29 protein-coding genes are annotated in these 26,979 nt (G+C 68.0%); 13 read left to right on the forward strand and 16 right to left on the reverse strand.

Annotated elements, in window-relative coordinates; translation table 11 throughout:
• The 3 genes from ACLJRM_RS09645 to ACLJRM_RS09655 form a co-directional block, all read right to left on the reverse strand.
• Window positions 1-1,278 carry a M14 family metallopeptidase gene (locus tag ACLJRM_RS09645; RefSeq protein WP_410601587.1) on the reverse strand — a complete coding sequence of 426 codons (1,278 nt, stop codon included), beginning with the start codon at window positions 1,276-1,278 and terminating at the stop codon, window positions 1-3.
• Window positions 1,279-1,373: 95 nt separating this feature from the next.
• Window positions 1,374-2,015, reverse strand: a complete 642-nt coding sequence (locus ACLJRM_RS09650; protein ID WP_101611599.1) for a pyridoxal 5'-phosphate synthase — start codon at window positions 2,013-2,015, stop codon at window positions 1,374-1,376.
• 3 nt (window positions 2,016-2,018) lie between these two features.
• Window positions 2,019-2,726 (reverse strand): hypothetical protein, encoded by a 708-nt coding sequence (locus tag ACLJRM_RS09655; RefSeq protein WP_410662809.1) that lies wholly within the window; start codon window positions 2,724-2,726, stop codon window positions 2,019-2,021.
• A gap of 117 nt (window positions 2,727-2,843) precedes the next feature.
• Here ACLJRM_RS09655 and ACLJRM_RS09660 point away from each other — a divergent pair, with 117 nt between their 5' ends.
• On the forward strand, window positions 2,844-3,368 hold the full coding sequence (locus ACLJRM_RS09660; protein WP_410662810.1) for a DUF2020 domain-containing protein: 525 nt from the start codon (window positions 2,844-2,846) through the stop codon (window positions 3,366-3,368).
• Between the two features lie 169 nt (window positions 3,369-3,537).
• Window positions 3,538-3,990, forward strand: coding sequence for a DUF6918 family protein (locus tag ACLJRM_RS09665; RefSeq protein WP_101611601.1), 453 nt, complete (start codon window positions 3,538-3,540; stop codon window positions 3,988-3,990).
• Window positions 3,991-4,270: 280 nt separating this feature from the next.
• Here the strand turns inward: ACLJRM_RS09665 and ACLJRM_RS09670 are convergent, their stop codons facing one another.
• Entirely contained in the window at window positions 4,271-4,972 is a 702-nt protein-coding gene (locus ACLJRM_RS09670) for a hypothetical protein (RefSeq protein WP_101611602.1), read from the reverse strand.
• 89 nt (window positions 4,973-5,061) lie between these two features.
• On the opposite strand from ACLJRM_RS09670, the gene ACLJRM_RS09675 reads away from it, so the two are divergent.
• The 3 genes from ACLJRM_RS09675 to ACLJRM_RS09685 all read left to right on the forward strand — a co-directional run bounded on the left by ACLJRM_RS09675 (window position 5,062) and on the right by ACLJRM_RS09685 (window position 7,226).
• Complete coding sequence (locus ACLJRM_RS09675) at window positions 5,062-5,622, forward strand: peptidylprolyl isomerase (RefSeq protein WP_168214457.1); 561 nt, start codon at window positions 5,062-5,064, stop codon at window positions 5,620-5,622.
• Window positions 5,623-5,674: 52 nt separating this feature from the next.
• Window positions 5,675-6,637 (forward strand): rhomboid family intramembrane serine protease, encoded by a 963-nt coding sequence (locus tag ACLJRM_RS09680; protein ID WP_410662811.1) that lies wholly within the window; start codon window positions 5,675-5,677, stop codon window positions 6,635-6,637.
• Window positions 6,638-6,737: 100 nt separating this feature from the next.
• Window positions 6,738-7,226: a hypothetical protein gene (locus tag ACLJRM_RS09685; protein ID WP_101613636.1), complete on the forward strand. Its 489-nt coding sequence runs from the start codon at window positions 6,738-6,740 to the stop codon at window positions 7,224-7,226.
• Here the strand turns inward: ACLJRM_RS09685 and ACLJRM_RS09690 are convergent.
• Together ACLJRM_RS09690 and crgA are read right to left on the reverse strand one after the other, a co-directional pair.
• Window positions 7,211-7,588 (reverse strand): PH domain-containing protein, encoded by a 378-nt coding sequence (locus tag ACLJRM_RS09690; RefSeq protein ID WP_410662861.1) that lies wholly within the window; start codon window positions 7,586-7,588, stop codon window positions 7,211-7,213. The genes ACLJRM_RS09685 and ACLJRM_RS09690 overlap by 16 nt on opposite strands.
• Before the next feature lie 118 nt (window positions 7,589-7,706).
• A complete protein-coding gene (gene crgA / locus ACLJRM_RS09695; RefSeq protein ID WP_101613637.1) occupies window positions 7,707-7,973 on the reverse strand; it encodes a cell division protein CrgA in 267 nt (88 codons plus the stop codon).
• Between the two features lie 343 nt (window positions 7,974-8,316).
• On the opposite strand from crgA, the gene ACLJRM_RS09700 reads away from it, so the two are divergent.
• Genes ACLJRM_RS09700 through ACLJRM_RS09710 form a run of 3 tightly spaced genes read left to right on the forward strand, consistent with a single transcriptional unit; the run spans window position 8,317 to window position 10,375 of the window.
• A complete protein-coding gene (locus ACLJRM_RS09700) occupies window positions 8,317-9,240 on the forward strand; it encodes a class E sortase (RefSeq protein ID WP_101611605.1) in 924 nt (307 codons plus the stop codon).
• Window positions 9,240-9,395 carry a hypothetical protein gene (locus tag ACLJRM_RS09705; RefSeq protein ID WP_101611606.1) on the forward strand — a complete coding sequence of 52 codons (156 nt, stop codon included), beginning with the start codon at window positions 9,240-9,242 and terminating at the stop codon, window positions 9,393-9,395. The genes ACLJRM_RS09700 and ACLJRM_RS09705 overlap by 1 nt, the downstream gene beginning before the upstream one ends.
• Window positions 9,396-9,397: 2 nt before the next feature.
• A complete protein-coding gene (locus ACLJRM_RS09710) occupies window positions 9,398-10,375 on the forward strand; it encodes an LLM class flavin-dependent oxidoreductase (RefSeq protein WP_168214459.1) in 978 nt (325 codons plus the stop codon).
• Here ACLJRM_RS09710 and ACLJRM_RS09715 read toward each other — a convergent pair.
• The 3 genes from ACLJRM_RS09715 to ACLJRM_RS09725 form a co-directional block, all read right to left on the reverse strand.
• Window positions 10,372-10,764, reverse strand: a complete 393-nt coding sequence (locus ACLJRM_RS09715; protein WP_410601593.1) for an SCO5389 family protein — start codon at window positions 10,762-10,764, stop codon at window positions 10,372-10,374. The genes ACLJRM_RS09710 and ACLJRM_RS09715 overlap by 4 nt on opposite strands.
• 111 nt (window positions 10,765-10,875) lie before the next feature.
• Window positions 10,876-11,610 carry an ABC transporter permease gene (locus ACLJRM_RS09720; protein ID WP_101611609.1) on the reverse strand — a complete coding sequence of 245 codons (735 nt, stop codon included), beginning with the start codon at window positions 11,608-11,610 and terminating at the stop codon, window positions 10,876-10,878.
• A gap of 14 nt (window positions 11,611-11,624) precedes the next feature.
• Window positions 11,625-12,335 (reverse strand): ABC transporter ATP-binding protein, encoded by a 711-nt coding sequence (locus ACLJRM_RS09725; protein WP_101611610.1) that lies wholly within the window; start codon window positions 12,333-12,335, stop codon window positions 11,625-11,627.
• A 132-nt stretch (window positions 12,336-12,467) separates the two neighbouring features.
• Between ACLJRM_RS09725 and ACLJRM_RS09730 the strand changes: the two genes are divergently transcribed.
• Both ACLJRM_RS09730 and ACLJRM_RS09735 read left to right on the forward strand, forming a co-directional pair.
• Entirely contained in the window at window positions 12,468-14,318 is a 1,851-nt protein-coding gene (locus ACLJRM_RS09730; RefSeq protein ID WP_101611611.1) for a sensor histidine kinase, read from the forward strand.
• The gene (locus tag ACLJRM_RS09735; protein ID WP_101611612.1) at window positions 14,258-14,911 is read left to right on the forward strand and encodes a response regulator; all 654 of its coding nucleotides are present in this window, start codon (window positions 14,258-14,260) and stop codon (window positions 14,909-14,911) included. Before ACLJRM_RS09730 ends, ACLJRM_RS09735 begins: the two co-directional genes overlap by 61 nt.
• Window positions 14,912-15,274: 363 nt before the next feature.
• Here ACLJRM_RS09735 and ACLJRM_RS09740 read toward each other — a convergent pair whose 3' ends face one another.
• Window positions 15,275-16,594: an FAD-dependent oxidoreductase gene (locus ACLJRM_RS09740; RefSeq protein WP_101611613.1), complete on the reverse strand. Its 1,320-nt coding sequence runs from the start codon at window positions 16,592-16,594 to the stop codon at window positions 15,275-15,277.
• A gap of 111 nt (window positions 16,595-16,705) precedes the next feature.
• On the opposite strand from ACLJRM_RS09740, the gene ACLJRM_RS09745 reads away from it, so the two are divergent.
• The 3 genes from ACLJRM_RS09745 to ACLJRM_RS09755 are packed head-to-tail and all read left to right on the forward strand — an operon-like array spanning window position 16,706 to window position 18,791.
• A complete protein-coding gene (locus tag ACLJRM_RS09745) occupies window positions 16,706-17,350 on the forward strand; it encodes an aminodeoxychorismate/anthranilate synthase component II (protein ID WP_410662812.1) in 645 nt (214 codons plus the stop codon).
• Window positions 17,347-18,159 carry an ATP-binding cassette domain-containing protein gene (locus tag ACLJRM_RS09750; RefSeq protein WP_174720486.1) on the forward strand — a complete coding sequence of 271 codons (813 nt, stop codon included), beginning with the start codon at window positions 17,347-17,349 and terminating at the stop codon, window positions 18,157-18,159. Before ACLJRM_RS09745 ends, ACLJRM_RS09750 begins: the two co-directional genes overlap by 4 nt.
• The gene (locus tag ACLJRM_RS09755; protein WP_410662813.1) at window positions 18,147-18,791 is read left to right on the forward strand and encodes a hypothetical protein; all 645 of its coding nucleotides are present in this window, start codon (window positions 18,147-18,149) and stop codon (window positions 18,789-18,791) included. The genes ACLJRM_RS09750 and ACLJRM_RS09755 overlap by 13 nt, the downstream gene beginning before the upstream one ends.
• A 100-nt stretch (window positions 18,792-18,891) precedes the next feature.
• Here the strand turns inward: ACLJRM_RS09755 and pknB are convergent, their stop codons facing one another.
• Genes pknB through ACLJRM_RS09785 form a run of 6 tightly spaced genes read right to left on the reverse strand, consistent with a single transcriptional unit; the run spans window position 18,892 to window position 26,975 of the window.
• Window positions 18,892-20,865: a Stk1 family PASTA domain-containing Ser/Thr kinase gene (gene pknB, locus ACLJRM_RS09760; protein ID WP_101613639.1), complete on the reverse strand. Its 1,974-nt coding sequence runs from the start codon at window positions 20,863-20,865 to the stop codon at window positions 18,892-18,894.
• Window positions 20,862-22,172 carry a protein kinase domain-containing protein gene (locus ACLJRM_RS09765; RefSeq protein ID WP_101611618.1) on the reverse strand — a complete coding sequence of 437 codons (1,311 nt, stop codon included), beginning with the start codon at window positions 22,170-22,172 and terminating at the stop codon, window positions 20,862-20,864. The genes pknB and ACLJRM_RS09765 overlap by 4 nt, the downstream gene beginning before the upstream one ends.
• Before the next feature lie 3 nt (window positions 22,173-22,175).
• Entirely contained in the window at window positions 22,176-23,639 is a 1,464-nt protein-coding gene (locus tag ACLJRM_RS09770; RefSeq protein ID WP_101611619.1) for a peptidoglycan D,D-transpeptidase FtsI family protein, read from the reverse strand.
• Entirely contained in the window at window positions 23,636-25,114 is a 1,479-nt protein-coding gene (locus ACLJRM_RS09775; protein WP_101611620.1) for an FtsW/RodA/SpoVE family cell cycle protein, read from the reverse strand. The genes ACLJRM_RS09770 and ACLJRM_RS09775 overlap by 4 nt, the downstream gene beginning before the upstream one ends.
• Window positions 25,114-26,511 (reverse strand): PP2C family protein-serine/threonine phosphatase, encoded by a 1,398-nt coding sequence (locus ACLJRM_RS09780; protein ID WP_101611621.1) that lies wholly within the window; start codon window positions 26,509-26,511, stop codon window positions 25,114-25,116. Before ACLJRM_RS09780 ends, ACLJRM_RS09775 begins: the two co-directional genes overlap by 1 nt.
• Complete coding sequence (locus ACLJRM_RS09785) at window positions 26,508-26,975, reverse strand: FHA domain-containing protein FhaB (RefSeq protein WP_007030429.1); 468 nt, start codon at window positions 26,973-26,975, stop codon at window positions 26,508-26,510. Before ACLJRM_RS09785 ends, ACLJRM_RS09780 begins: the two co-directional genes overlap by 4 nt.
• Window positions 26,976-26,979: the final 4 nt, after the last annotated feature.

A 26,979-nucleotide genomic window follows, 5' to 3' on the forward strand; every position in this document is an offset into this window, starting at 1 on the left:
TCAGGCCCCGGCCTCGTTGATCAGGATGTCGACCGCCTTGTCGTTGCGAGCGGTCTGCTCCGGGATCACCGAAGCGGGCGGGTAGAAGCCGTCGATCCCGCCGTCCTTCGGGTACATCTCGAAGGTGTAGCTGAGGATCTTGTGCTTGCCCCACGCCCAGTCGTTGACGTCGCCGTCGGTGACGTAGAGATCGCTTGACTGCTCGGGCGTGTAACCGTTGGTGGCGGCCATCTTCTTGCCGACGTCGGCGAAGCGCTTCGCCTCTTCCTCATTGAGGCCGGTGTCGGTCTCGGCCTTCGTGTAGCCGTACGGCCAGAGCACGAGTTCCGAGAAGGTGTGGAAGTCGATGTGCGTCTTGATCTGCTGCGCGCCACCGACCACCCGGGAGTTCACGAACTCCGCGACGGCCTTGGTCTCGGACTCGGAGAACGCCGACGGGCCGTGGTAGTCCTCTGCGGACGGGCTGTTGCTCGACCCGCCGCAGCAGTTCCACTTGTAGTCCCAGTTGCGGTTCGGGTCGGTGCCGACGGCGCTGCTGCCCGGCACCGGCTTCCGCGTCTTGCGCCAGCCCTGGTACTCGCCACCGGTGATGTCGTACTCGGAGCCGTCCGGGTTGACGTTCGGGATCACGTAGATCTCGTGCTCGTCGACCATCTTCTTGATGGCGGGGTCGGTCGCGTACCCGCTGGTGAAGCGCTGCACGATCCGCAGGCACATCTCCGTGGTGAGGTGCTCGCGCGCGTGCTGGTTGCAGGTGAACAGGACCTCGGGCTCGTTCTCGTCCGTGCCCGCGTTGTCGCTGATCTTCAGCAGGTTCAGCTCGCGGCCTTCGTAGGACTTGCCGACACTGGACAGCGTCGCGATGTCGCCGTGGTCCTTCGCGGCTTTCTGCAGCTCAGCGGTTGTTTCGGCGTAGGTGTGGTACGCCTCGTCGCCCGGCGGGAAGTCGCCGGCGACCGCCGCGGTGCCCGCCCGGCCGCTTCGTTGTTTCAGCATGCTGTCGAAGTCGCCGAGCGGCTTCAGGCTGAACCCTTCCGCGCGCAGGCTCGCGGCCTGACCGGGGGTGGCGACCACGGTCAGCGCGTCACCGCGCGAGCCCGCGACGTCGACACCGGTGCGGTTGACGGCGGTGCGTTTGTCGGGGGTGGAGGCACCCTCCACCGAATACAGCCCTCTCGCCGGGTCGCCGGTCTGGGCGCTCGCGACGGGCGTCGTGACGGCCAGCAGGGCGAGCCCTGTGGCGGCCAAGGCGCCCCCGATGCGACGGCGTGTGGACATTTCGCCTCCGAACGATCTGGGGACTTGGGTGCCGTTCACCGTCGCCGAAGTGAATCATCCACGACAACCCGACGATCGTCGTTCCCAATTGCCGTTTACGGCCAGAGGCGTTCTTTGACCCAGAGTTCGTTCTCGCGCCGATAGCGGAGACGCTGGTGCCGCCTGTCATGGCTGGCCTGCCAGAACTCCACTTCGGACGGCGTCACCAGATAGCGCGTCCAGGTTTCCGGTGCCACGCCCGGATTCTCCTCGACCCAGCGGCGCGCTTCCTCGGCCGCGTCGTCGAGGTCGGCCGGATCTTCGAGCACCTGGGACTGCCTGCCGATGAACGCCTCCATCCGGGACGCCGGCGGCCGGGCGGTGAAATCGGCCGCGGAGACCTCGGGATCGGCGGGCGAGACCGGGCCGCGCAGCCGAACCTGACGGCCGCGTCCCGGCCAGAAGAAGGTCAGCGCGGCGTGAGGATTCTTCGCCAGCTGAACGCCTTTCGGGCTTTCGGAACTCGTCGCGACCGCCCAGGTGTCCTCGTCGACGGCCTTGAGGATCACGACCCGCGCGTCCGGAATCCCGTCGGCGTCCACTGTGGACAGAGTGACGGCGTGCGGCGCCAGTACGTGCTCCCCGGCTTCGTACAGCCACTCCAGGAACAGCTCACGGGGCGTGCCCGGGGTACTCCCGGGATCGAACTCCGGCAATTCCTCGGGAAACGAAGGCCAGCCGCGCAACTTTTCGGTCACCGGTCAGTACCCCGGCGGGCGCTGGCCGTGCTGCGGATAACCGGGCGCGGGCGGCGGATAGTGCGGCGGATGCTGGCCGGGCGGCGGACCCTGCGCGGGCGGCGGTCCGGCCGGATACTGCGGCTGCCAGCCGGGAGGCGGCTGCTGACCGGGCGGCGGCATCGGCGGTCCCGGCGGCATCGGCGGCTGCTGGCCCTGCGACTGCGCCCACTGCACCTGCTGGAAGACCTCGGCGGGCTGCGGGAAACAGAACGTCAGCTTCGCGTTGACCGAACCCTGCACCGCCGCGCCCCACAGCTTCCCGCCGACGAACGCGTACATCTGCGCGGCCGAAACGTCCACGGCCACCATGCGCGTCTCACCGCCGAACTGGTTGCCGGACTTCGCCGACGCGGCCTGCGCGGCGTCCGGATACACCCGGTCACCGATCAGGCCCGCGATGACCACCGAAGCCGCCGTCCAGCCGACGGTCCCCATCACGTTCGCGCGCGCGTGCTGCGTCGCCAGGCCGGTGAAGTCGTACAACGCGGGAGCGGTCACCTCCGGGATCGCCGCGGCGACCACGCAGTAGTTCATCGTCGACATCATCACGGATTCGGTGAACAGGCCGACGACGGCCGCGCTGGGGCCGATCTGGACCGTGTTCAACCGGCCGCCGCTGCGCTGGATGCGTTCCGCCACCGCACCCAGGTATTGCTCTTTGCTGAGCACTGATGCCTCCTGAAGACCGCTACGCACCGCCATCGTCGCATGAACAGGGCCGATGGTTGCGGCGACGTGAGGATCCGATCTGCTTCACTGGGCGCCGCTCTGCTTCACTGGACCATCATGCGACGTCTTCTGATCTTGTCGCTCGTCGTGCCGCTCTTGGCGGCCTGCGGGCCGACGGAGCAGCCGCGGTCCGCGGCGAGCTCGCCCGCGCCGTCGAGTACTCCGGCGCCCCAGATCCCGCCCTCGCCGGAACCCACCGGCAAAGGCCCCTGCCCGTACCTCAGCGCCGACCGCGTTTCGGACGCCAACGGGCAGAAGGTCTCCAAGGTCAAGACCTCGGCCGACCAGCCGCATCCGACCTGTTTCTTCTACGCGCTCAGCGGGAAACTGCAGCTCACCGTGCGCGTGTACGTCGGGGAACCCGCCGTCGCCAAGGCACTGGTCGACCAGGCCGCCCCCATCGACACCTCCAACCCGGCCGACGAACCGACGGGCTGGAAAGGCGGCTACCAGCCGTCCGGTGACGGCGCCGTTTACGCCGTCGCGAAGGGCGGGAACGCGGTAGTCGTGACCACCAACCAGAAGCAGAGCGTCAAGGCACGTACGGTGGCGAAGGAGGCTATCGGTGAGCTGCAGCTCTAGGTAGTGGTATCCACACGTCAGAGTGAAGTTGATCTTGTACTACCCTGTGCCGCACGCGCGAGGGTTCGCGGGACCCAGCGCAAACGCCAGATCCGGCGGAGGCCGCCTTGCGGTGTGGCTCGGCGGCACAAAAGATCATTTCTCCCCATAAGACAAAAGGACAGGTTTCGTGGCTGACACCCTCAAGGAAATCTTGCTCGACTCCACCCGTCGCCCGGCGGTCGTGAGCGACTTCGAAGGTCTCGTCGACGCCGAGGTTTCGGACAAGGGCGGCGTTTCGGGTGCCGTCGTGAAGACCGGCTTCGCGGCCGTCAAGAAGATCAAGCCGGGCATCATCCCCTCCGCCGTCGACGCGCTGCTCGACGACTTCACCGGTGCCCTCGAGCCGTTCTACGGCGACTACAAGGCCAAGGGTGGCAACGACTTCGGTGCCTACCTGGTCGGCCGCGGCGACGAGGCCGCCGACGCGCTCCTGTCGGTCACCGACGCGCGCGCCGACAAGAGCAGCCGCGACAGCATCAAGAAGGTCTACGGCAAGCTGCGCCCGAACGGCAAGAAGAACGTCGAGGAGGCCCTTCCCCGCCTCGGCCAGCTGATCGACAAGCACGCTGCTGCTGTCTAATCGCGCGCTGACGTAAACGCGCCGAAGGGGCGTCGATCCGCTTCCCACTCACGTGGGGCGGAGAGGCGCCCCTTCATCGCGTTTACGTGGGCCTTCGGCCCAAGGGAGGGCGCGCGACTGGTGAAGTCTCGCCGTCGCGCTGGCGCGCTATCGGCGAGACAGTCCGCCGGTGCTGTTGTGGGGCGCGTTGATCTTCGGGGCTTGGACGTGAAAGGGCCGTCCAGTGACCTTTTGGGTCACTGGACGGCCCTGGCGACAAGCAGAAGACGGAGGTTGGGCGTCAGTTCTTCTTGTCGGCGGAGCTGGTCGAGGCCTGGTGCCCGTTCTTCGGGGTACCGGGCTTCGGGGCCGCGGGCTTCGCCGGAGCCGGACCGGAAGCGGCAGGCTTCGCGGCAGGGGGCTTCGGCGCGGCCGCCGCCGGAGCGGCGGGCTTCGCGGGGGGAGCGGGCGGAGCCTTCGGCGGCGCGGGCGCGACCGGCGGCTCCTGCTTGGAACGCAACGCGTAGGCGGCTCCGGCGCCGACCACCGCGATGCCGATGACCCACGGCCAGCGACGACGCTTGCGCGTCCCCTTGGCAGCGGACTTCGCCTCGACGAGCGCGGCCTTGAAGTCCTTCTTCGCGGCCTTGAAATCCTTCTTGCCCCGGCGCTTGGACTCGCCGGTGGACTTCGCGGCCAGGATCGCGGCCTTGCGCGCCTTGCGACCCGGCTTCCGCATCTCGGAAAGCCTGGCCAGCGCCTCCTTACGAGCCGCCTTGGAGCTCCGCTTGAGCTCCTTGCGGGTCAGTTCCGTCTTCTTCGCGAGCTTCTTGCGCGCGCGACGGCTGGTCTTAGCGATCTCACCGGCGCTCTCGGAGAGCTTCTGCTCGGCTACCTCGACGGCGTGGGCGGTGGCTTCCTTACCCGCCTCAACCGCACGTTTGCGCAGGCCGAGCGCGCCGGCCTTCGCCGACTCGCTCACCGAATCTGCGGCCCGGGTCATGGCCTTCACCTCATCAATCGTTTTGATTCTGCTTCGTTGCTTGTAACCTATCGTGCCCCTTTTCCCCAGATCTTGCCGCAGATGGCACGATGAAGCTCGTGACTGAAAGCAAGGGATCCCTCATTGGTGGCGCGTTGAAGGCCACTCTGCACACCAACCAGGGTGACATCAACCTGAACCTGTTCCCCGACCACGCGCCCAAGACGGTCGCGAACTTCGTCGGGCTCGCCGAGGGCAGCAAGGAGTACACGCAGCCCAACGCTCAGGGCGAGAACTCGGGCCCGTTCTACAACGGGTCGATCTTCCACCGCGTCATCGACGGTTTCATGCTCCAGGGCGGCGACCCGACCGGCACCGGCCGCGGTGGCCCCGGCTACAAGTTCGGCGACGAGTTCCACCCGGAGCTCCAGTTCTCCAAGCCGTACCTGCTGGCGATGGCCAACGCCGGACCCGGCACCAACGGCTCGCAGTTCTTCATCACCGTCGCGCCGACGACGCACCTGAACTTCAAGCACACGATCTTCGGCGAGGTGGCGGACCAGGCTTCCCGCGACGTCGTCGACGCCATCGGGCGCACGGCGACCGGTCCGGCCGACCGTCCGCTGCAGGACGTCGTCATCGAGAAGGTCAGCATCAGCCGCGAGGGCTGACAACGCTGATCACACGGCCTGATACGGGGGATTTCGGTAGGTTGGTGGCATCGTGAGCCAACCACCGAATCCCCAGTACCAGCAGGCCGCCATGCCCGGCTGCTGGTGGCACCCGAACCGGCCGACCGGGCTGAGCTGTTCACGCTGCGAGCGTCCGGCCTGCCCGGATTGCCTGCGCGAAGCCTCCGTGGGCTTCCACTGCACCGACTGCGTGCAGGCGGGCCGCCAGCAGGACCGCGTCCAGCAGAAGCAGTACCGCGACGCCGGTTACGGCGCGCGCACTCTCGCCGGCGCCCAGCAGCCTCGGACGGCTGTCGTGACGCCGGTCCTCTTGGCGCTCAACGTCATCATCTTCTTCATCACCGTCGCCCAGGCGGGCAGCATCTCCGAGAACTTCTACTCGGAGGTCTTCCAGTACGGCCAGCTGTCGAATTCGGCGGCGCTGGTGGACGGCGAGTGGTGGCGGATCTTCACCTCGGGGTTCCTGCAGTTCGGCCTCCTGCACATCGCGAGCAACGCCTTCTCGCTGTGGTTCGTGGGCCGCCCGCTCGAGACCGCGCTCGGCCGCATCCCGTTCGTCGCGCTCTACTTCGTCTCGATGCTCGGCGGTTCGGTCGCGAACCTGGTGTTCACGGACCTCAACGCACCCCCGGTGATCGGTGCCTCGGGCGCCATCTTCGGGCTCATCGGCGCGTACGCGGTCATCGTCATCAGGCTGCGGCTCAATCCGACGTGGCTGCTCGTCATGCTCGGGCTCAACGTCTTCATCACGTTCCAGGTCCCGGGGATCTCCGTCCTCGCGCACGCGGGCGGTTTCATCGCCGGTCTGGTGACGACCTTCGCGCTGCTCTACGCGCCGGAGAAGAACCGCCTCATGTGGCAGCTCGGCGGGATCGCGATCGTGGTCGTCGCGCTGATCGGGCTTCTGGTCTGGCGGGACGTACAGACGGCTTCCAGCGTCTGCGGGGGCGTCCCCGAGGCCGGCAGACTCGTCTACCGGTGCTACCCGGCGTAGTCCCGGTTCCCCCGAGTGGGTTATGCGATTACCCGGTGGAGAAGCAACATGACTGGGTACCTTCACGTTGATCGGCAACATCATCACCGTGGGGGTTGAGATGAAGATTCGCAAGGCAGTCCTGATCACCGCCGTCGCCGCGCTGGCTTCGGCGCTGGTGCCCTCGGTCGCGCAAGCAGGCGAGGCCGCGGAAACCTGCCAGACCTACACCAAACGCTATTTCCTCGGCTCGGGCAGCGCGATCACGCTGCGTGTCGCCTATGTCGATGCGGCGTTGAAAATCTGCTTCGGCGATCCCGGTGTCACTTCGTCGGTGGCGACGCAGACCGTCGGCACGACGGGGCCGGGCGCGGCGAGCGGCTGGGAGGTCACCGCCGGTCAGGCGGTGGTGGAAGACCAGCGGCCGCGGCACGTCAAGGCGAAGTTCAGCGGGTCCTTGCGGACCTGCGTCGTGAAGATCAACCCGATCTGCTCGCCGGCGTCGCCGTACGAGATCTTCGGGGAGTACGCGCCGCCCGCGGTCGGACCGGCCGTTCCGGGCTGGTCACACGGCCCGAACGGCGACGTCCACTACTACGACAACGCCTGACCCTTGAGGGCGGTGAGGACGTCCAGGACGTCCCTGGGGTCCTCGCCGAGGTCGATCCGGCCGAACACCAGCAGGTGTTCGCCGGATTCGACCTCGAGGGTCAGACTGTCCCGGCCGAGACGGCGCGTCGTGCGCAGCCGGAGCCGGGCTTCGGTCCACGAGTAGCGGTGCGCGCCGCCGACGGTCCTGGCCAGGATTCCGTCGGGACCCGCGGCCAGCCGGGGCCGGAACAGGGTCCCGTGCAGCGCCAGCGCGCCCACGGAGAGCATCGCGACCCCTGTCAGCACGGTGCCACCGACGTCGCCACCGATGGCCAGCCACGCCACGCCTGCCAGCAACAACAGGGTGATCACCCAGGCCACTACCACAACGTTCTGCTGCGGCGCCCACGAGGTGGGGTAGTTATCCACAGGGGTTATCCACACTGGGGATGAGTCACACCGGTGTAATTCGGCGTCAAGCCGCCAACCGGGGTAATGCTCACCGCCACCGCATCGTCATGAGCAGCCCGGCGATCATCAGCACAAAGCCGATCGCGAAGTTCGTGTTGCCCAGATCCGCCATGAAGGGGATCTTGTCGCCCGCGATGTAGTTGACGACCAGCCACATCAGGCCGACCAGCATGAGACCGAACATCACGATCTTGTAGAACAGGTTCGACGGGCCAGCGGCCTTGACCTTCACCGGCGTGCGGCGGTCGGTCGGCGGGGTGTACGCCGTCTTCTTGCGGACCTTGGACTTAGGCATCGTGTTCCTCGCGTACTGTTCGGCTTCCCTGGTGGCGATGACCCGCTTTCGGGTGCGCAACCAGCGCCACGTGCACACGTTAACGTAAACGAGCGCCGCTGGGCACCGTCCGGGACCGGTCGATTTCCCGCACTGTGACAATGGTGTCACACACGGTTCGACACTGTGCTGGTTCGACACTGCGGCTTGGTTCGAGACTGAGGAGCTTTGCGTGGCTGAGCGGGAAGAGCCGGGCGGGGACCGTCGGCGGTACTCCGAACGACCACCCGGTGAAGGCCGTCCGGTGCCGCACCGGAGGCCGCAAGAGGGCAGGTCACCGGACGGGCCACCGCCGCGACGCCGGATGGACGGGCCTCCGCCGCGCCGTCGTCCCGTGCCGCCGCCGGGGTCGACCGAGGAGACCGTGATCTTCGAACCGGTCGGCGGTGGTGTCGCGACCGAGGAACGCCCGCCCCGGGAACTGGGCAAGGGCGGAGTCGCCGTCCGGACCGTCGGAGAGCTCCTCATCACCGCCGGGCTGGTGGTGCTGCTGTTCATGGTCTACGAGGTCTACGTGACCGACCTCTTCTCCGCGGGCAAGCAGTCGGAGGCGAGTTCGGAGCTGGACGGCGACTGGTCGAAGGACCGGCAGCTGCATCCGGATCTGGTCGACGGGAAGGCGTTCGCCAGGATCCACATCCCGGTGTTCGGCGCCGACTTCAACTTCACCATCCAGGAAGGCACCACCGAGGCCGCGCTCGAGGTCGGGCCGGGCCACTACAAGGGCACCGCGCTGCCGGGCGAGCCGGGCAACTTCGCCATCGCCGGCCACCGGGTCGGCAAGGGCGCGCCGTTCAACGATCTGGACAACCTCACCTCGTGCGACCAGATCATCATCGAGACGCAGACCGACTTCTACATCTACAAGGTGCTGCCCTACAAGGACGAGGTCGAGGGCTGGGCCGCGGGCAAGGGCGCCGACCCGAAGTGCAAGAACGTCGGGACGCTGCGTAACCCGAACGCCGTCGACGGCGGCGCCTACGGCGAGACCAACGGCCGCCGCATCGTGTTCCCGACCAAGGGCGACACGGTGAACCCGGTGCCGTACAAGGATCCGGAGATCCTGCCGAAGGCCGATCAGGTCTCGCTGCTCACGCTGACGACGTGTCACCCGAAGTTCTCGGCGCGCGAGCGGCTCATCATCCACTCGGTGCTGGCCCAGCAGGTGCCGAAGAACCAGGTGGGCACCTACGCCGAACTGCTGCCCAAGATCTCGGAGGCGCGCTGATGTACGGCTGGATCTGGCGCAAGCTGCCGGGCCCCTTCGCGGCGAAGCTGACCATGGCGGTCGTGCTGGCGCTCGGGATCGTGGCGTTGCTGATGTTCGTCGTCTTCCCGTGGCTGGAGCCACGACTGTGGTTCAACGAAGTGAGCGTCCAGTAGGCGTGCGGTTCGGCGTCTTCCTCGTCTCCGGCCGGTTCCCCGGGCAGGAGGACGCCGACGTCCTGCGCAGGTCGGTCGACGCCGCCGTCGCCGCCGAGCGGGCCGGGTTCGACGACGTTTGGTTCGCCGAGCACCACTTCATGCCGTACGGCGTCTGCCCGTCCGCGATCACCCTCGCCGCGCACGTGCTCGGCCGCACCGAGCGGATCGCGGTCGGCACCGCGGTGAGCGTGCTGTCGGTCGCGCATCCGGTGGCGCTCGCGGAGCAGTGGTCGCTGCTCGACGCCGTTTCCGGCGGACGGCTGCGGATCGGCGTCGGTCGTGGTGGCCCGTGGCAGGACCTCGAGGTGTTCGGCACCGGGGCGTCCCGCTACGAAACGGGGTTCGAGGAGAGCCTCGATCTGCTGCTCGCCGCGATGACTTCGGAGACCGTCTCGGCCGACAGCGACCACTTCGAATTCCGTGAAGTGCCGATGGTGCCGCGGCCACAGCGCGCTCCGCGCCTGGTCGTGGCCTGCGGCGACGCCGGATCGAGCTCGGTCCGGCTCGCCGCCGACCGCGGCCTGCCGATGCTGCTCGGCCTGCACACCGACGACGAAGGCAAGATCGAAACCCTTGCCGCGTACGGCGATCCCGCCGCCGGACATGTCTCGACGGTGATGTGCCAGGTGGGGGACGACGCGCTGGACGTCGTGCGGTCGGCGTTGCCGGGCTCGTTGAAGGAGGGGTTCGCCGGCCATGTGTACCTCGACGGACGGCGAGGGCTGGAAAAAGACCCTGTTTCCTACACCGACCGGTTGTGCGAGATGCATCCGATCGGCGGTGTGGAGTACTGCGTCGACAGGCTGGGAACGAGCATCCGGCGTACCGGGGTCTCCCACGTGATCATGATGGTGGAAGCGTCCGGTACGCCGGAGGGAACACTCGAGAACATCGCGCGGATCGGGGAAGAGGTACTACCCGCGCTGCGGAACGGTTAGCAGTCGCGGAGTTCCGGGCTCTGGTTCAGCAGCTGGCCGCGCACCGAAACGAACGCGCGGTACCGGTCACTGTCCACTTGGGACCTTTTGAACACGGCGACCCGGTGGCAGTTCTGGAACGCCAGCTTCACGCCGAAGTGCCGTTCCAGTCCGCCGCGGATGGCGTCCGAGGCCAGCGCCCGCAGCAGCTGACCGCGTTCGGCTTCGCTCGGCGGCGGCGTCTCGTTGTCGGCGAACCCGTCGGCCGCGCCCTCGGCCTCCGCGATGACACCGGTGATCACGGTCCAGGCGTACGGCAGGGATTCCCGGACGCAGGCGACGAATTCGGCGTCGGAGACCTCCCCGCGCTCGGCCTTCTCAAGCAGCGCGGGCGATACATCCAGAGACATCGAACCTCCGAGAGAGACGCAGGTGAACGTGGGCCGTCTTCCTGACTACTCACCTGCGGCTCGGCCCACAAGAGAAAACGATCATCATCACCACTTTGGCGGAAGCCGTCGTCACTCCCAGCGAAAAAGCTTCGCCGCCAGGACACAACTGCCCACCGCGAAAGCCGCCAAGACGGCGAGTTGCAGCGGCTGGGCGCCGGCGCCGGTCCAGGCGTCCTCCATGGCCTTGACGCCCGGCGGGACGTACGCGCCGATGTTCTGGACGACCTCCGGCAACAACGGACGCGGCAGGTAGACACCGCCGAGGAACATGATCGGGATGTAGGCGATCATCGCGATCCCGCCCGCCGCGCGGCCGGTCTTGGCGACCGACGCGGCGATCAGCCCGAAACCGAAGATCGCCGTCGTGCCGAGGGCGAACGCGAGCAGGAAGCCGAGCGGATGCCGCGGCCCGGGGACGTCGAAGACGGCAGAGCCGAGCACGATCATCAGGCCGACTCCGGCGATCGTGACGGAGACGTTGATGATCAGCTGTGCCACCAGCAGTTTCGCCGGACGCACCGGCGTGGTGGCGAAGCGGCGGAGGATGCCTTGTTCGCGATAGGTCGCGATCACGGACGGGATCGCCTGCAGACCCATCAGGGCGATGGTGAGCACCACCAGCGAGGGCACCCACGCGTCGATGAATCGCATGCCTGGTGTCTTCTCGCTCTCCGTTCGCAAGGCCGGGATGGCGCCCAGACCGAGCAACAGCACGGTCGGCGACAGCAGCCCCGAGAGGACCCAGATCGGTGACCGCAGCGCCAGTTTCGTTTCGGTGAAAGTGATCTTGGTGAGCGTGTTCACTGTCCTTCTCCCTTTCAGTCGCGGCCGGTCAGGGTCACGAAAGCGTCGTCCAACGAGGTTTTTCCGGTGCGGTCGCGGAGGTCCGCGGGGGTGCCGGTGGCGACCACGCGCCCGGCGTCGAAGACCGCGAGGCGGTCGCAAAGGCGTTCGGCCTCGTCCATGAAGTGCGTGACGAGCAGGACGGTGACGCCCGCGTCGCGCACGCTCTCGACGAGCTTCCAGGTGTCACGGCGGGCGTGGGGGTCGAGTCCGGTGGTCAGCTCGTCGAGGACGGCGACCTCGGGGCGGCCGACCAGCGCGAGCGCGATCGAGACGCGCTGCTTCTGCCCGCCGGAAAGCTTGCCGAAGTACTTGTTCCGCTGGTCGGTGAGCCCGAGCTTCGCGAGCAGGTCACCGGTGTCGGCGGGGTTCGCGTAGAAGGAGGCGTAGAGGTCGAGCGCCTCCTGGACCTTGAGCTTTTCCGGCAGGCGGCTTTCCTGGAGCTGGGAGCCGAGGCGCTGCCGGAGAGCGGCGTGGTCCTTGCCGGGGTCGAGGCCGAGGACCGAGATGCTGCCGGAGTCCGGCGTCCGCAGTCCCTGGAGGCATTCGACGGTGGTGGTCTTGCCCGCGCCGTTGGTCCCGAGGATCCCGAAGATCTCGCCCTGTTCCACGTGGAACGAAACGTCGTCGACCGCGACGTGCTCCCCGTACGTCTTGCGGAGGTTGGTGACTTCGATGAGTGGCATGCGAAAAACGTTATGGCGCAAGGGGTCTGGCCAGAATGGCGCTGAGACCACAACCGGGGTGGAGCTGGACCCACCCCGGTCGTGGCGCTGTGGCCACTGCGTTCGGGCCTGCCCGTGAGCGAGACTTCACGCATGATTCGCAAGTACCTCACCTCGGTGCGCCGCGGCCTCGTGCTCGCGGGGCTCGCCCTGGTGAGCTGGCTGGACCTCCTCGTCGAACTGGTGGGTTTCTGCCTGCTTTGCCTGGGGCTGGTCTTCGCGTACACGCTGGCCCTGGAGGGAATGCGTCCGCGCGCCGCGCTCACCCGGCGGCTGTCCGGACGCTGGTGCGGTATCGAGGTCGAGCCGCCCTATCGGCCCGCCCCGCCGGAGCCGGAACGCGAGCGAGATGGCTGGTACCGCGAAGGGAACAGCCTGTTCAAGCGGTCTTGGTTCATCAAGTGGACCAAACGGTTCGAGTGGATCTCCGACGATCCGGCGACCGGCCGCGACCTGGGCTGGCAGCTGTGGAATCCGTTCGCGGGTCTGTTGCTCGTGCCTGCCGTGCTGCTGACCGGACCGCGCGCGCTGCGGGCGTACGGCCACTGGACCCGATGGTGGCTCGGACCTCGCGCGTCTCAGAGCGGCGAAGGCTGGCTCAGGCGGCATCTCAAGGCGCTGGGCCACCAGATGGGCCTCTTCGGGCTTTCGGTCGCGCAGCTCGGGATGTCCGTCCCGACGATGCTCGTGCTGATCGGGCCGGCGCCGGCGTTCCCCACGCTGGTGATCGCGGGCCGGACGGTGACCGACACACTGCGCCGTGAGGCCAGGAACTGGACCGGTGTGCGGATCGACCGCCCGTATCTGCCGGAGCCGCCGTTCCCCGTCCCGCGGCCGGACGGGATGTACCAGTACCGGCGGCAGCTGTACGACACACCGTGGTGGCCCGCGCGGCTGGACCGGTTGCGCTGGGTGATGCGGGACAGGGCGACCTGGCGTGACCTGGCGGGCGCGGTGGTCAACTCCGTCGTCCTGTTGCTGATGATGCTGCCGACGGCCGCGCTGGTGCTCTTCGGGTTCATGGGTTTCCTGGCACTGTGGGTGTGGCGGCCGATCGCCCAGTGGACGGACACCTCCTGGTCGACCACGCAGTGGTTCTCGATGATCGGGTTGCCCGAAGCGACCACGCACGGGCAGGCGCTCGCGCTGACTCCGGTCGCGGTGGCGGCTTTCGTGGTGGGCTTGGTCGCGACACCGTGGCTGGCGCGTCAGGAGGCTCGCTTCGCGAAGCTGCTTCTGGGGCCGACGGAAGCTTCGCGGCTGGAACAACGTGTCGAGCGGCTTAAGCAGACGCGGACGGACGCGTCGGTGGCGCAGGCCGCCGAGATGCGGCGTATCGAACGGGATCTGCACGACGGGGTCCAGTCTCGGCTGGTCGCGATGGGGATGAAGCTGGGCGCGGTCGAGGCGCTGATCGACACCGATCCGGCCGCCGCGAAACGGCTCGCCGCCGAGTTGCGGCAGACGTCGTCCGAAACGTTGACGGAGGTGCGGTCGCTGGTGCGGGGGATTCACCCGCCGGTGTTGTCCGAGCGCGGTCTCGGCGACGCGGTGCGGGCGATGGCGCTGGACAGTCCGCTGCGGGCTTCCGTGAGCGGTCTGCTGCCTCGGCTCGAACAGCCCGCGGAGGCGTGCGCGTACTTCGCGGTCAGCGAGTTGCTGGGCAACGCGGCGAAGCACGGTGAAGCGCGGAAAGTGTCGATCGAGCTCGGTTACGACGACGGTGTGCTGCGGATCGAGGTGGCCGACGACGGGAAAGGCGGCGCGAACGCGGCACGGGGCAGCGGGATTCGCGGGATCGAACGCAGGCTGGGCGCCTTCGACGGTACTTTTGCTCTGACCAGCCCGCCCGGCGGGCCGACGAAGGCGACCCTGGAGATCCCGTGTCAGCTCGACCCCGATGCGTCGTCGCCGAGGACCAGTACCTCCTCCGGGACGGATTGACGCATTTGCTGACGGCACACGGTTTCGACGTCGTCGAGGCGGTCGGGACCGGGCCGGAACTGGAGCGGGCGCTGCGGGCGCACCGTCCGGACGTCTCGGTCGTGGACGTCCGGATGCCGCCGACGCTCACCGACGAGGGCTTGCAGGTCTCGTTGGCGGTGCGACGCGACATCCCCGGATTGCCGATTCTCGTGCTGTCACAACACGTCGAGCAGCTCTACGCGCGGGAACTGCTGGCCGACGGCGCCGGCGCGATCGGCTATCTGCTGAAGGACCGGGTCTTCAACGCCGACCAGTTCATCGACGCGGTGCGGCGGGTGGCGGGCGGCGGGACCGCGATGGATCCCGAGGTGATCGCGAAACTGGTGGCGGGCAACGCCTCCGACCCGCTGGCGGCCCTGACCCCGCGCGAACGCGAAGTGCTCGGATTGATGGCCGAGGGCTGTTCCAACGCCGCCATCGCCGGGCGGCTGCACTTCAGCGAGGGGGCGGTGGGGAAGCACACCGCGAACATCTTCGCGAAGCTCGGCATCGTCGCTTCGGACGACACGAACCGCCGGGTGCTCGCGGTCCTGGCGTACCTGGGTTCCTGACCTGGCGGGCTGTCAGTCCGCGGCCTCGCGGGAGGCCGCTGAGGGTGGGGGGGGGTGTGTGGAAATAGGGACGTTGAGTGTCCCTATTTCCACACACCCCCACCGGATTCGACCGTTCACGCAGGACTGTGTGGATTTCTGGTCGCCCAACGCACCAAAATCCACACAGTCCGCTCGCACACCCACCCCGAAACGCCAAGAAGGACCCCACGCTCGGTGAGGCCCTTCATGACTTGCCCGACAGTTGTTCACAACCCTTCCCGGCTGTGGACAACCCCGTCTGACCAGCCCTTTTCCCGATGCCAGCCGGTAGACTGGGTTCGGGGCCGCCCCCTGGGACGGGTGGGGGGCTGGGTAGGTGAGTCAAGAGCGGGAAATGTGGGTCATTTCGTCGCGTTCCACGACCTTGACGCGTTCGCGGCCGTGCGGGACGCCGAGGGACTTTTCGTGGGCGTCGAGCTTGCCCCAGCCTTCCCAGGTGGTGAAGGGAACGCCGCGCTCGGCGAGGAAGCCGAGGATCGCGTCGGGATCGTCGATGGCCGGGGCCGTCAGGTTGTCGGCGTCGGCCAGCAGGCTCGCGATCGTCTCGGCCGCGTCGCCCTTGGTGTGGCCGATGAGGCCGACGGGGCCACGTTTGATCCAGCCGGTCACGTAGACGCCCGGCACCTGGTCCTCGTCGATGTCCAGCACCCGGCCCGCCTGGTTCGGCACGGTCCCGGTGGTGTGGTCGAAGGGGATCTCCGGCAGGTGAGACGACAGGTAACCCACCGCGCGGTAGACGGCCTGGACGTCCCAGTCGTGGAATTCGCCGGTGCCGCGCGCATTGCCGTCACCGGTCAGTTCGGTGCGCTCGGTCCGCAGGCCGGTCACCTTGCCGTCCTCGCCGACGATCTCGCACGGCGAGTGCAGGAAGTGCAGGTGCAGCCGCTTCGGCCGGTCACCCTGGTCGCGGATCGCCCACTCCTGCAGCGTCTTCACGACCATGTCGATCTGCTTCGACGCCCGCAGCGCGGTGATGCTGCCCTCGTCGAACTCGATGTCCTCCGGGTTCACGATGACCTCGACGTTCGGCGAGTGGTCCAGCTCGCGGAGTTCGAGCGGCGTGAACTTCGCCTGAGCCGGGCCACGACGCCCGAACACGTGCACGTCGGTGACCGGGCTGGCCTTCAAGCCCTGGTAGACGTTGTCCGGGATGTCGGTGCTGAGCAGCTCGTCAGCGGTCTTCGCGAGGATCCGGGCCACGTCGAGCGCCACGTTCCCGACACCGAGAACGGCGACCGAGGTCGCGTTCAGCGGCCAGGTGCGCGGCACGTCCGGGTGCCCGTCGTACCAGGAAACGAAGTCGGCGGCGCCGTAGCTGCCGTCGAGGTCGATCCCGGGGATGTCGAGCGCGCGGTCGGCCATGGCGCCGGTCGAGAAGATCACCGCGTCGTAGAACTGGCGCAGATCGTCGAGCTTGAGGTCGGTCCCGTAGTCGACGTTGCCCAGCAAGCGGATGTTCGGCTTGTCGAGGACCTTGTGCAGGGCGGTGACGATGCCCTTGATCCGGGGGTGGTCGGGCGCGACGCCGTACCGGATCAGCCCGAACGGCGCCGGCATGCGCTCGAACAGGTCGATCGTCACGTCGGCGTCGGACTTGTCGAGGATGTCGGCGGCGTAGATGCCGGCCGGACCGGCACCCACGATGGCTACACGAAGAGAACGGCTCACCCCTACCACGGTAAGTTAGGTTGCCCTAACAATCATTGTGATCTGGCGTACGGTCCACCTGCTGGGAGCCGCTAAGCTGAACGCATGCGCGTGCTCGTCGTCGACAACTACGACAGTTTTGTCTACAACCTGGTCCAGTACCTGGCCCAGCTCGGCGCCGACTGCACCGTCTGGCGTAACGACGTCGTGGAGATCGACAAGCTCGGCGAGTTCGACGCGGTCCTCGTCTCTCCCGGTCCCGGAACCCCGGAACGTGCTGGTCAGAGCATGGACGTCATCCGCAAATGCGCCGACGGGCGCATCCCGATGCTCGGCGTCTGCCTCGGCCACCAGGCCTTGGGTGTCGTCTTCGGCGCCACCGTCGATCGCGCCCCCGAACTGCTGCACGGAAAGACGAGTCAAGTCCACCATTCGGGCGACGGAGTGCTCGCCGGACTGCCCGGTGAATTCACCGCCACGCGGTACCACTCGCTGACCGTTTTGCCCGAAACGATCGACAGTGCCGTGTTCGAGATCACAGGCCGCACCGAGTCCGGTGTCGTGATGGGCATGCGGCACCGCGAGCTGCCGCTCGAAGGCGTCCAGTTCCACCCCGAGTCCGTGCTCACGCAGGGCGGGCACCGGATGCTGGCGAACTGGATGGCGTCCGCCGGGCACCCGGTCTCCGACGCCACGGTCGAAGAACTCGAACAGGCGACTCGCGCGCTGCAGAAGGCCGCTGCTGCGTGACCTCGCTGATCCGGCTCGAAGGAGTCGGTAAGCGTTACGGCCGCGGCGAACCCGTACTCGTCGACGTCGACCTCGACGTCCCGGCAGGCCGCGTCATCGGCATCCTCGGCTCGAACGGCTCGGGGAAGTCGACGCTGCTCAGGATCCTCGCGGCACTTTCCCGTGAAACCTCGGGAACCGTCGTCGGCAGCCCCCGTGTCGGCTACCTGCCGGACCGTTTCCCGGCGGGGCAGCGGATGAGTGCCAGGGCCTATCTGCGGCACATGGCCCGCATCGACGGCCTTGTCGACTTGTCGGCCATCGACCCTTTGCTGGACAGGCTCGCGCTGGTCGGCGGGCCGGACGCGCCCTTGCGGACCCTGTCGAAGGGCAACGCCCAAAAGGTCGGCCTCGCCCAAGCCGTCCTCGTCCGGCCGGAGCTGCTGATCCTCGACGAGCCCTGGTCCGGCCTCGACGTCGAAGCCCACACGGTGCTCGGCGAAATTGTCGCCGAGACCAGGGAACGCGGCGCGAGCGTGGTCTTCACCGACCACCGGGCCGCCGCCGTGCACGCCCACGCCGACGACGTCCACCGGATGGACGCCGGCCTCCTGACCCGCGTCGAATCCGCGGCGAAGGCCGAAAACGCGACCAGGATCGTCCTCCACGGACCCGGCGGCGACTGGTCGTCGGAACCCGGCGTCAGTCAGGCCGTGACCGAGGGCGAAAGAGTCGTCCTGACGGTCGAAGCCGGGCACACGGACGCCGTCCTGCTGCGCGCGCTCAACCGCGGCTTTTCGGTCCGGGAGGTGGCGCCGTGCTCGCCATGACGCGCTACTACCTGGCGCTGCTCGGCCATTCCCAGCGCTATCTCCCCGCGATCCTCGCCTACCTCGCGGTCAACACCGTGCTCTACACCGATCCGAAGTCGCCGCTGCTGCCGCAGTACGGGATCAGCGCGGGTTCGCTCCTGGTGGTCTCGTGCTGGCTGACGATCGCGATGCTCGACATCGAGGATCCGGTCCAGCGGCTGGTGACCTTCAGCCACGCCCGGCGCTGGCGATCGGTCCTCGGCGGCGCCGCACTGGCGGTCTTCGGCTGTGCCGTCGTGCTGATCCTCGTGACGGTGCTGTGGTCCGGCCTCCGGACCGGCGGCCTCACGATCGGCACCTTCGCTCTCGGTGCCGCGGTCCACGCGTTGTGCGCGCTGTTCGGGATCGCGATCGGCCTGCCCTGTTCACGGCTGCTGATCCCGCGCGTCGGCTGGTCCGTGCTGGCCGCGATCTTCGCCCTCGCGGCCGTGCTCCTGGTGAAGTGGCTGCCGCTGGCCAATCCGCTCCTGCGCGCCTTGACCTCGCAGCAACCTGTGGCCGGTCCGTTCACGGTGGCCGTGGTGGCGGCTTTCGCCGCGTTGTTCTTGAGCGCGACGGCCGTCGGCTACCTGCTTCGCCGCAACGCCTGACCACCTCGTGAGTGGTAAGGGCGGTTCTAACCGGCCTTACCACTCACGAGAAAAGGGCCCCGCACGAAACCGTGCGGGGCCCTTTTCTCGATCTGTCCTACTATCCGCCGCTACCCGGGATGGGGAAGCCGTTCGACTTACTCGACGTTGTCGGCGTCTCGTCGCCTTCGACGATGAACAGCGTGATCGGCGCGTTCTTCGCGACCTTCGCACCGGCCTGCGGGTTGGTCTTGCTGACCTTGCCCGCGTCGTCCCGGTCGCCGTTCTTGTCGGCCTGCGTGTTGATCTGGCCGCTCCAGCCCAGCTGCTGCAACTGGCGGGTGGCCTGCTCCTCCGTCATGCCCTTCAGGTTCGGCATGTCGAAGGTCTCCTGGCTGCCGTCCGACACGGTCACCGTGACTACACCGCCGACCGCGAGCTTTCCGCCGTTCGGGGTCTGCTCGATGACGGTGTCCTTGGGCTCGCTGGAGTTGGCGGTCTTGAAACTCGGCGTGAACCCGGCCTGCCTCAGCCCGGCGTCGGCCTCGGACTTCGTCTTGCCCTTGAAGTTCGGGACCGTCTTCAGTTCCTTGGACTTCCCGACCGTGATGTCGACCTTGGAGCCCTGGTCGACATCGGCCTGCGCGCCGGGGTTCTGCGAAAGGACCTTGCCCGCGTTGTTCGGCTCGTCGGTCTCCTGCTCGGTGGTCACCCCGAGCAGCAGCCCCGCACTGGTCAGCGCCGTCTCGGCCTCGCTCTGGGACTTGCCCTTGAGGTCCGGGGTCTTGACCTTGCCCGGCTTCGCGCCGATGGTCAGCGTGATCTTTTCCGTGGTCAGCGTCATCTGACCTTGGGCGGGGTTGATCGCGATGACCTTGTCGATGTCGTTCTCATCGCAGGCGGGCAGGCCGTTGGCCGCTTGGCCGGTGCAGGGGACCTTCTTGCTGTCCTGCGAGGTGAAGCCCGCATCACGCAGTGTGCTCTTCGCCGTCGCTTCGGACTGGCCGAGCACACTCGGGATCGCCTTGCTCTCCGCGCCGGTGCTGTTGAAGGCGTTGGACAGCCACATGATCAGCAGCACCACCGCCGCCAGCGAGACGACGAGGCCGGCGATCAACCAGGCGCGGCGCTTCTTCTTCGCGGCCGGGTCTTCGTCTTCTTCCTCGTACTGGTCGTAGCGCTGCGGCGCCCGGCGGTCGGAGTCCATGACCTGGGTGCGCTCGTCCTCCGACATCACCATCGGCGCGGCGGGCCGCTGGCCGGACAGCGTGCGGACCAGGTCCGAACGCATCTCCGCCGACGACTGGTAGCGGTTCGCCGGGCCCTTCGCGAGCGCCTTGAGCACGACGGCGTCGAGTTCCGGCGCCACGGCCGGGTTCACCGACGACGGCGGGTTCGGGTCTTCCCGGACGTGCTGGTACGCCACCGCCACGGGGGAGTCGCCGGTGAAGGGCGGCTCGCCGGTGATGAGTTCGTACAGCACGCAGCCCGCGGCGTAGACGTCGGAACGCGCGTCGACGGACTCACCGCGGGCCTGCTCCGGCGAGAGGTACTGCGCCGTGCCGATCACCGCGGCGGTCTGCGTCATCGCGGACTGCCCGTCGTGCATGGCGCGCGCGATGCCGAAGTCCATCACCTTGACGGCGCCGTTCTTCGTGATCATCACGTTCGCCGGTTTGACGTCGCGGTGCACGATGCCGTGCCGGTGCGAGAAGTCCAGCGCCGCGCAGACGTCGGCCATGACCTCCATCGCCCGCTTCTGCGACATCGGGCCTTCGGTCTTGACGATGTCCCGCAGAGTCCGTCCCTCGACGAACTCCATGACGATGTAGGGCAGCGTGCCGAACTCGGTGTTCGTCTCGCCGGTGTCGTAGACGGCGACGATCGCCGGGTGGTTCAGTGCCGCCGCGTTCTGTGCCTCACGACGGAAACGTTCTTGGAACTGGGGATCCCGCGCCAGGTCGGCGCGCAGGATCTTGATCGCCACCTCCCGGCCCAGGCGCACGTCGTGGCCGTGATGGACCTCGGACATGCCTCCGTAGCCGAGCGTGTCTCCCAGCTCGTAGCGGTTGCTGAGCAGTCTTGGTGTGCTCATCTCTGCGTGCCGTTCCATTCCGTCCAAGGTTTGCTGCTCATCATTCCTGGATTGGCCTGCCCGGCCGACTCCTCGGTGCTGCCCTCCGCCGGCCCCGCGGGATACGCGGATGTCGGTGAAGGACCTACAGACTTCTTACCCGGAGCCGGTGCCTGTTCACTCGTGTCCACGCCGCCCGACTGCGGTCCGTTGCCCGAACCGACCAGTCTCACGATGAGGAAGGCTCCTGCCACCAGTACTGCGATCAGGATCACCGCGAGCAGCACCCACCAGCCCCATTGTGGCCGCTTGCCGGGCAGACGGCGGACCGCCATCGGGGGCGGGCCGGTGACCGGGTGCATCGCCGGATGCGACGCCGGTCCGACCGCCACCATCGGGTTCGGCGGCGAGTGCGGACCGGGCGGTCCCTGCTGCGGCATCAAGGGCGGCTGGCCCGCGGCGTAGGCCACGTTGACCAAGCCCGACGGCGTCGGCAGCGGCAGGCCGGCGCGGACCGCGGCCACCGCGGCCGCGAACTCGCCACCGCTGTTGTACCGCTGTCTCGGATCCTTGATCAGGGTCGCTTCGATGACCGCGCGGGTGCCCGGTGGCACGTCCGGCGGCAGCGGCGGCGGGAGGTCGCGGATGTGCATCATCGCGACCGTCACCGCGTTCTCCGAGAGGAACGGCCGGTGCCCGGTCAGGCATTCGTAGCCGCAGACGGCCAGCGAGTAGACGTCGCTCGCCGGTTCGGCGTTGTGCCCGAGCGCCTGCTCGGGGGCGATGTAGTGGGCGGTGCCCATGACCATGCCGGACCTGGTCACCGGGGCGGCGTCGGCGGCCTTCGCGACACCGAAGTCGGTGATCTTCACCTGCCCGGCCGGGGTGACCATGATGTTGCCCGGTTTGACGTCGCGGTGCACCAGACCGGTTTCGTGCGCGGCCTGCAACGCGTTCCCGGCCTGTTCGAGGATGTCCAGGGTGCGCTCGGCGTTCAGCCGTCCTTCGCGGGTGATGATCGCGGCCAGCGGATCGCCTTCGACCAGCTCCATCACCAGGTACGCGATCGACAGCTCGTCCGCGACGGTCTCGCCGTAGTCGTGCACCGCGGCGATGCCGGGGTGGTTCAGCGACGCCGTCATCCGGGCCTCGGTCCGGAAGCGGTGCAGGAACTCGGCGTCGCCGGACAGCTCCGCCTTGAGGATCTTGACCGCGACCGTCCGGTCCAGCCGCGTGTCGCTGGCCTGCCAGACCTCGCCCATCCCGCCGACGGCGATCCGGTTCGTCAGCTTGTACCGGTCGGCCAGCAGCTGACCCGAGGACAGCATGCGCTATCCACCCCCGAGCATCGCGTTGACGGCGGCGCGGCCGATCTCCGCGGCCACGGTGCCACCGGTCGCTTCGAGCCCGCGGTTACCGCCGGACTCGACGATCACCGAGACGGCGATCTTCGGGTCCATCGCCGGCGCGAACCCGGTGTACCAGGCGTGCGGCGGGGTGGCCTTCGGGTCGTTGCCGTGTTCGGCGGTGCCGGTCTTGGAGGCGATCTGGATGTCGCCGCGTTTGCCGGCGCCCTTCGTGTTCTCCTCCGACGCCAGCATCATGTCGCGCAGGATCGCGGCGTTCGCGCTGGACATCGCGGCGTCGCCGGTCAGTTCGGTCGGCGTGTAGTCCTCGATGGTCGACAGGTTCGGCGCCAGCAGCGACTGCACGAGCTGCGGCTTCATCGCCATCCCGTTGTTCGCGATGGTCGCCGAAAGCAGCGCGTCCTGGATCGGCGTCAGGCGCACGTCGCGCTGCCCGATGGCGCTCTGGAACAGAGCGGCCTTCGAGTCGAGCGGGCCGAGGGTGGAACCGGCGACCCGCATCGGCACGGTCAGGTCCTCGCCCACACCGAAGTTCTTCGCCGTCGCGTTCAGCTTCTCCTTGCCGAGTTCGCCCGCGAGTTCGGCGAAGGGCACGTTGCACGAGTACCGCAGCGCTTCCTTCAGCGTGCTGCCCTTGCAGGGCGCACCGCCGTAGTTCTCCAGCGTCGTCTGCGTGCCGGGGAGCTTGACGTTGGGTGCGGTGTTGACCGGTGTGTCCGCCGTCTTGCCGTTTTCGAGCGCGGCCGCGGTCACCATCAGCTTGGCCGTCGAACCCGGCGGGTAGGTCTCCGAGATCGCGCGGTTGAGCATCGGCTTCTTCGGATCGTCGCGCCACTCGCCCCACGCCGCGATCTGCTCCTTGCCGACGTGCGAGGCGAGCTTGTTCGGGTCGTACGACGGCGTCGAGACCATGGCCAGGATGCGCCCGGTCTTGGGCTCCAGCGCGACCACCGAGCCGGTGTAGCCCTTCTGCGTCATCAGGTCGTACGCGGCCTTCTGCACGGCGGGGTTGATCGTCAGCTTCACGTTCCCGCCGCGCGGGTCGCGGCCGGTGACCATGTCCGACAGGCGCCGGACGAACAGCCGTGGGTCGGAACCGTTGAGGACGTCGTCTTCGGACCGCTCCAGTCCGCCCGAGCCGTAGTTGATCGAGTAGTAGCCGGTGACCGGCGCGTACATCGGGCCGTCGGCGTAGGCCCGGATGAACTTGTACTTGTCGTTCGACGGGTCGACCTTCGCGAGCGCGGAACCGTCGGGGGTGACGATCAGGCCGCGCTGGCGGGAGTACTCCTCGTAGAGCACGCGCAGGTTGCGCGAGTCCGTGCGGTAGTCGTCGGCCTTGACCACCTGGATGTAGGTGGCGTTGGCCAGCAGGAGCACCACCATGACGAGCATGGCGACGCCGACCTTGCGGAGCGGGGTGTTCACGAAGCGCTCCCCTCACCGTTCGCGGGCGGCCGCTGGACCATCACCGTGTGCGCTTCCGCGAGCGGCGCTTGCGGCTGTTGCGGCTTCGGCCGCGCGGCGGGTTTGCGGGCGGCGTCGGAGATTCGGAGCAGGAGGGCCACCAGGATGTAGTTCGCGAGCAGTGAAGAACCACCGCGGGAGAGGAACGGGGCGGTGATCCCGGTGTTCGGGATCAGGTTCGTGACGCCGCCGACGACCACGAAGATCTGCATGACCAGGGCGAACGACAGGCCGCCGCCGAGGAGTTTTCCGAAGGTGTCGCGGACCGCGAGGGCGCTGCGCATCCCGCGCATCGCCAGGATCAGGTACAGCATCAGCATCGCGGCGAGGCCGATGAAACCGAGTTCCTCGCCGATCGCGGTGGTGATGAAGTCCGTTTTGGCCTCGGGGACCATGTCCGGCCGTCCGGCGCCGAGGCCGGTCCCGCCGACACCGCCGGTCCCGAGTCCGAACAGGCCCTGCGCGACCTGGTAGCCGCCACCCGCGTCGTCGTAGGTGGCGAGCGGGTCGATCCAGTTCCGCACCCGCTGCTGGACGTGCGTGAACAGGTTGTAGGCGATGATCGCGCCGACGGCGAAGAAGCCGACGCCCAGCACCACCCAGATGACCCGTTCGGTCGCGACGTACAACATCACCAGCGTGACGCCGAAGAACAGCAGCGACGTCCCGAGGTCCTTCTCGAACACCAGCACGCCGAGGCAGGCGGCCGCCGCGATCAGGATCGGGCCGAGGTCACGGGCGCGCGGCAGTTCGACGCCGACGATCTTCTTGCCCGCGACCATGAACAGGTCCCGTTTCGTCACCAGGAACGAGGCGAAGAAGATCATCAACAGGATCTTCGCGAACTCGCCGGGCTGGATCGAGAAGAACGGAAGCTTGATCCAGACCTTCGCGCCGTTGACCTCGGAAAGGGTCGACGGCAGCACCGCGGGCAGCGCGAGCGCCACGATGCCGACCAGACCGCAGATGTAGCCGTAGCGGGTCAGCGTGCGGTGGTCGCTGATCACCACCAGCACCACCACGAACAGCACCAGCGAGATCGCGGTGAACAACACCTGCTTGGAGACGTCCGGGGTGTATTCCTTGCCCTGCTGGATGGCGCGTTCCGCCAATGCCAGGTCGATCCGGTGGATCATCACCAGGCCGAGCCCGTTCAGCAGCGCTACGCACGGCAGGATCACCGGGTCCGCGTACGGCGCCCAGCGGCGGACCGCCAGATGCGCCGCCGTCAGCACCGCGAGGTAGGACAGCCCCAGCCAGATGATCGAGCTGGTGAGCTCCTGCTCCTGGTTCGCTTCCACCAGCACGAGCGCGATGGTGACGATGAACGTCGCGAAAGCCAGGAGAACGAGCTCGGTCCCGCGCCGGGTGGGCAGCTCGCGCGGAGGGTTCGTGGCGAACTGGGCCGAAGCCGGATCGGCGAGCGGCGTGCTCATCAGTTACCGCCCCCTGGTGCTGCCGTGGCCGGCGTCGAGCAGTCCCTCCCCGCTGGCTGGTTCGCCGAGTTCGGCGAGGCGGGGGTAGAAGGGGGTGCCGCCGAGGACGACGCCGGAGGCGGCGACGACGCGGGAGGCGACGTGGAAGTCGAGCTGGTGTTCGGTTTGCAGTCGGCCAGCTGCTTGTGCGGCCGCAGGAAGTCGTCGATGTACTTGCGGGCGTCGTCGAGGTTGTCCTTCTTGACGCCGTTCTTCACCGCGATGCGCGCGTCCTCCTGGAGCGCGGGCACCAGCAGCTTGTCGGTGCACAGCCCGCCCGGCGGGCACGAGCCCTGCTCGTAGGAGTGCAGGTCGATGCCGAGGATGCTGCCGGGGACGCCGCGGTAGATCACGACCTCCTCGCCGGGACCTTCGCCGACGTAGTACTGGCTCAGCACGAAATACCGCGTGGCGATCGCCGCCGCGGCCAGCACGATCAGGACGACCACTGCTCCCGCCAGCCAGCGAAATCGCCTCCGGCGCTTGACCTTCGGGTCCTCCTCCGGTGGCTGGACCTCGGGACGCGGCTGCGGCGCGGGCTGGGTCAGCGCCCTCGCCCTGGCGGCGGGGGAGTCGCCTTGGTGGAACTCGTCACTGCCGTCACCGGCGGCGCCGCCCACTATGGGCGCGTCCTCGCCGAAGTCGACGTCGACGACGTCGGCGATGATCACCGTGACGTTGTCCGTGCCGCCGCCCTTGAGCGCCAGCTCGATCATCCGGTCCGCACAGGCCTGCGGATCCGGGATCTGGATCGCCTCGGCGAGCGTTTCGTCACTGACCATGCCGGACAGGCCGTCCGAGCAGATCAGGTAGCGATCGTGGGCGCGGGCTTCGCGCACCGTCAGGCTCGGCTCGACCTCGTGACCGGTGAGCGCCTTCAGCAGCAGCGACCGCTGCGGGTGCACCGCGGCCTCTTCCGGCGTGATCCGGCCCTGTTCGAGAAGTTCGTTGACGAAGCTGTCGTCCCGCGTGATCTGCGAGAACTGCCCGCCGCGCATCAGATACGCCCGCGAGTCGCCGACGTGCACGACACCCATCCGCGAACCGGCGAACAGCACGGCGGTCAGGGTGGTGCCCATCCCGTCGAGGTCCGGGTCCTGCTGGACGAGTTCGGCGATGGCGGCGTTGCCGTTCTGGACGGCCTCGCGCAGCTGGGCGAGGAGATCATCGCTCGGGTCATCGTCGTCGAGCGGGGCGAGCGAGGCGATGACGACCTTGCTGGCCACTTCACCGGCGGCGTGACCACCCATGCCGTCGGCGAGGGCGAGCAGGCGGGGTCCGGCGTACACGGAGTCCTGGTTGCTGGAACGCACCAGGCCCCGGTCGCTGCGAGCCGCGTAGCGGAGGACGAGAGTCATGGGCGAAGCTCGATCACCGTTTTGCCGATCCGGATGGGGACTCCGAGCGGGACCCGGAGGGGTGCCGTGACCTTAGCCCGGTCGAGGTACGTCCCGTTCGTCGAGCCCAGATCTTCCACGTACCAATCCTCCCCGCGCAGGGCGATCCGGGCATGCCGGGTCGACGCGTAGTCGTCGTCCAGCACCAGGGTCGAGTCGTCGGCGCGGCCGATCAGGATCGGCCTGCCGTCCAAGGCGATCCGGGTGCCTGCCAGCGCGCCATGGGTCACGAGCAGCTGCTGCGGCGACTTCCCGCCGCGCGGCTTCTTGTTTTCCTTTTTCTTGCGTCCGAACGTCGGGACGGCGACTCGCAGCCCGGAGGCCGCGTACAGATCCGAACGGACGACACGCAACGCGGCGAACACGAAGAGCCAGAGCAGCACGAGAAAGCCCACTCTGGTGAGTTGAACGACCAGCTCTGGCACTTGT

The organism is Amycolatopsis sp. lyj-84 (assembly GCF_046549075.1).
In the GTDB taxonomy this organism is placed as follows: Bacteria; Actinomycetota; Actinomycetes; order Mycobacteriales; family Pseudonocardiaceae; genus Amycolatopsis.

Excerpts from the sequence above, each read along its gene's own strand:
- ACLJRM_RS09685 (WP_101613636.1), top strand. The coding sequence starts at position 6,738 with ATGAAGATTCGCAAGGCAGTCCTGATCACCGCCGTCGCCGCGCTGGCT.
- ACLJRM_RS09780 (WP_101611621.1), bottom strand. The coding sequence starts at position 26,511 with ATGACTCTCGTCCTCCGCTACGCGGCTCGCAGCGACCGGGGCCTGGTG.
- pknB (WP_101613639.1), bottom strand. The coding sequence starts at position 20,865 with ATGAGCACACCAAGACTGCTCAGCAACCGCTACGAGCTGGGAGACACG.
- ACLJRM_RS09730 (WP_101611611.1), top strand. The coding sequence starts at position 12,468 with ATGATTCGCAAGTACCTCACCTCGGTGCGCCGCGGCCTCGTGCTCGCG.
- ACLJRM_RS09670 (WP_101611602.1), bottom strand. The coding sequence starts at position 4,972 with ATGACCCGGGCCGCAGATTCGGTGAGCGAGTCGGCGAAGGCCGGCGCG.
- ACLJRM_RS09715 (WP_410601593.1), bottom strand. The coding sequence starts at position 10,764 with ATGTCTCTGGATGTATCGCCCGCGCTGCTTGAGAAGGCCGAGCGCGGG.
- crgA (WP_101613637.1), bottom strand. The coding sequence starts at position 7,973 with ATGCCTAAGTCCAAGGTCCGCAAGAAGACGGCGTACACCCCGCCGACC.
- ACLJRM_RS09745 (WP_410662812.1), top strand. The coding sequence starts at position 16,706 with ATGCGCGTGCTCGTCGTCGACAACTACGACAGTTTTGTCTACAACCTG.
- ACLJRM_RS09705 (WP_101611606.1), top strand. The coding sequence starts at position 9,240 with ATGTACGGCTGGATCTGGCGCAAGCTGCCGGGCCCCTTCGCGGCGAAG.
- ACLJRM_RS09675 (WP_168214457.1), top strand. The coding sequence starts at position 5,062 with ATGAAGCTCGTGACTGAAAGCAAGGGATCCCTCATTGGTGGCGCGTTG.
- ACLJRM_RS09660 (WP_410662810.1), top strand. The coding sequence starts at position 2,844 with ATGCGACGTCTTCTGATCTTGTCGCTCGTCGTGCCGCTCTTGGCGGCC.
- ACLJRM_RS09725 (WP_101611610.1), bottom strand. The coding sequence starts at position 12,335 with ATGCCACTCATCGAAGTCACCAACCTCCGCAAGACGTACGGGGAGCAC.
- ACLJRM_RS09765 (WP_101611618.1), bottom strand. The coding sequence starts at position 22,172 with ATGCTGTCCTCGGGTCAGCTGCTGGCCGACCGGTACAAGCTGACGAAC.
- ACLJRM_RS09700 (WP_101611605.1), top strand. The coding sequence starts at position 8,317 with ATGGACGGGCCTCCGCCGCGCCGTCGTCCCGTGCCGCCGCCGGGGTCG.
- ACLJRM_RS09645 (WP_410601587.1), bottom strand. The coding sequence starts at position 1,278 with ATGTCCACACGCCGTCGCATCGGGGGCGCCTTGGCCGCCACAGGGCTC.
- ACLJRM_RS09775 (WP_101611620.1), bottom strand. The coding sequence starts at position 25,114 with ATGAGCACGCCGCTCGCCGATCCGGCTTCGGCCCAGTTCGCCACGAAC.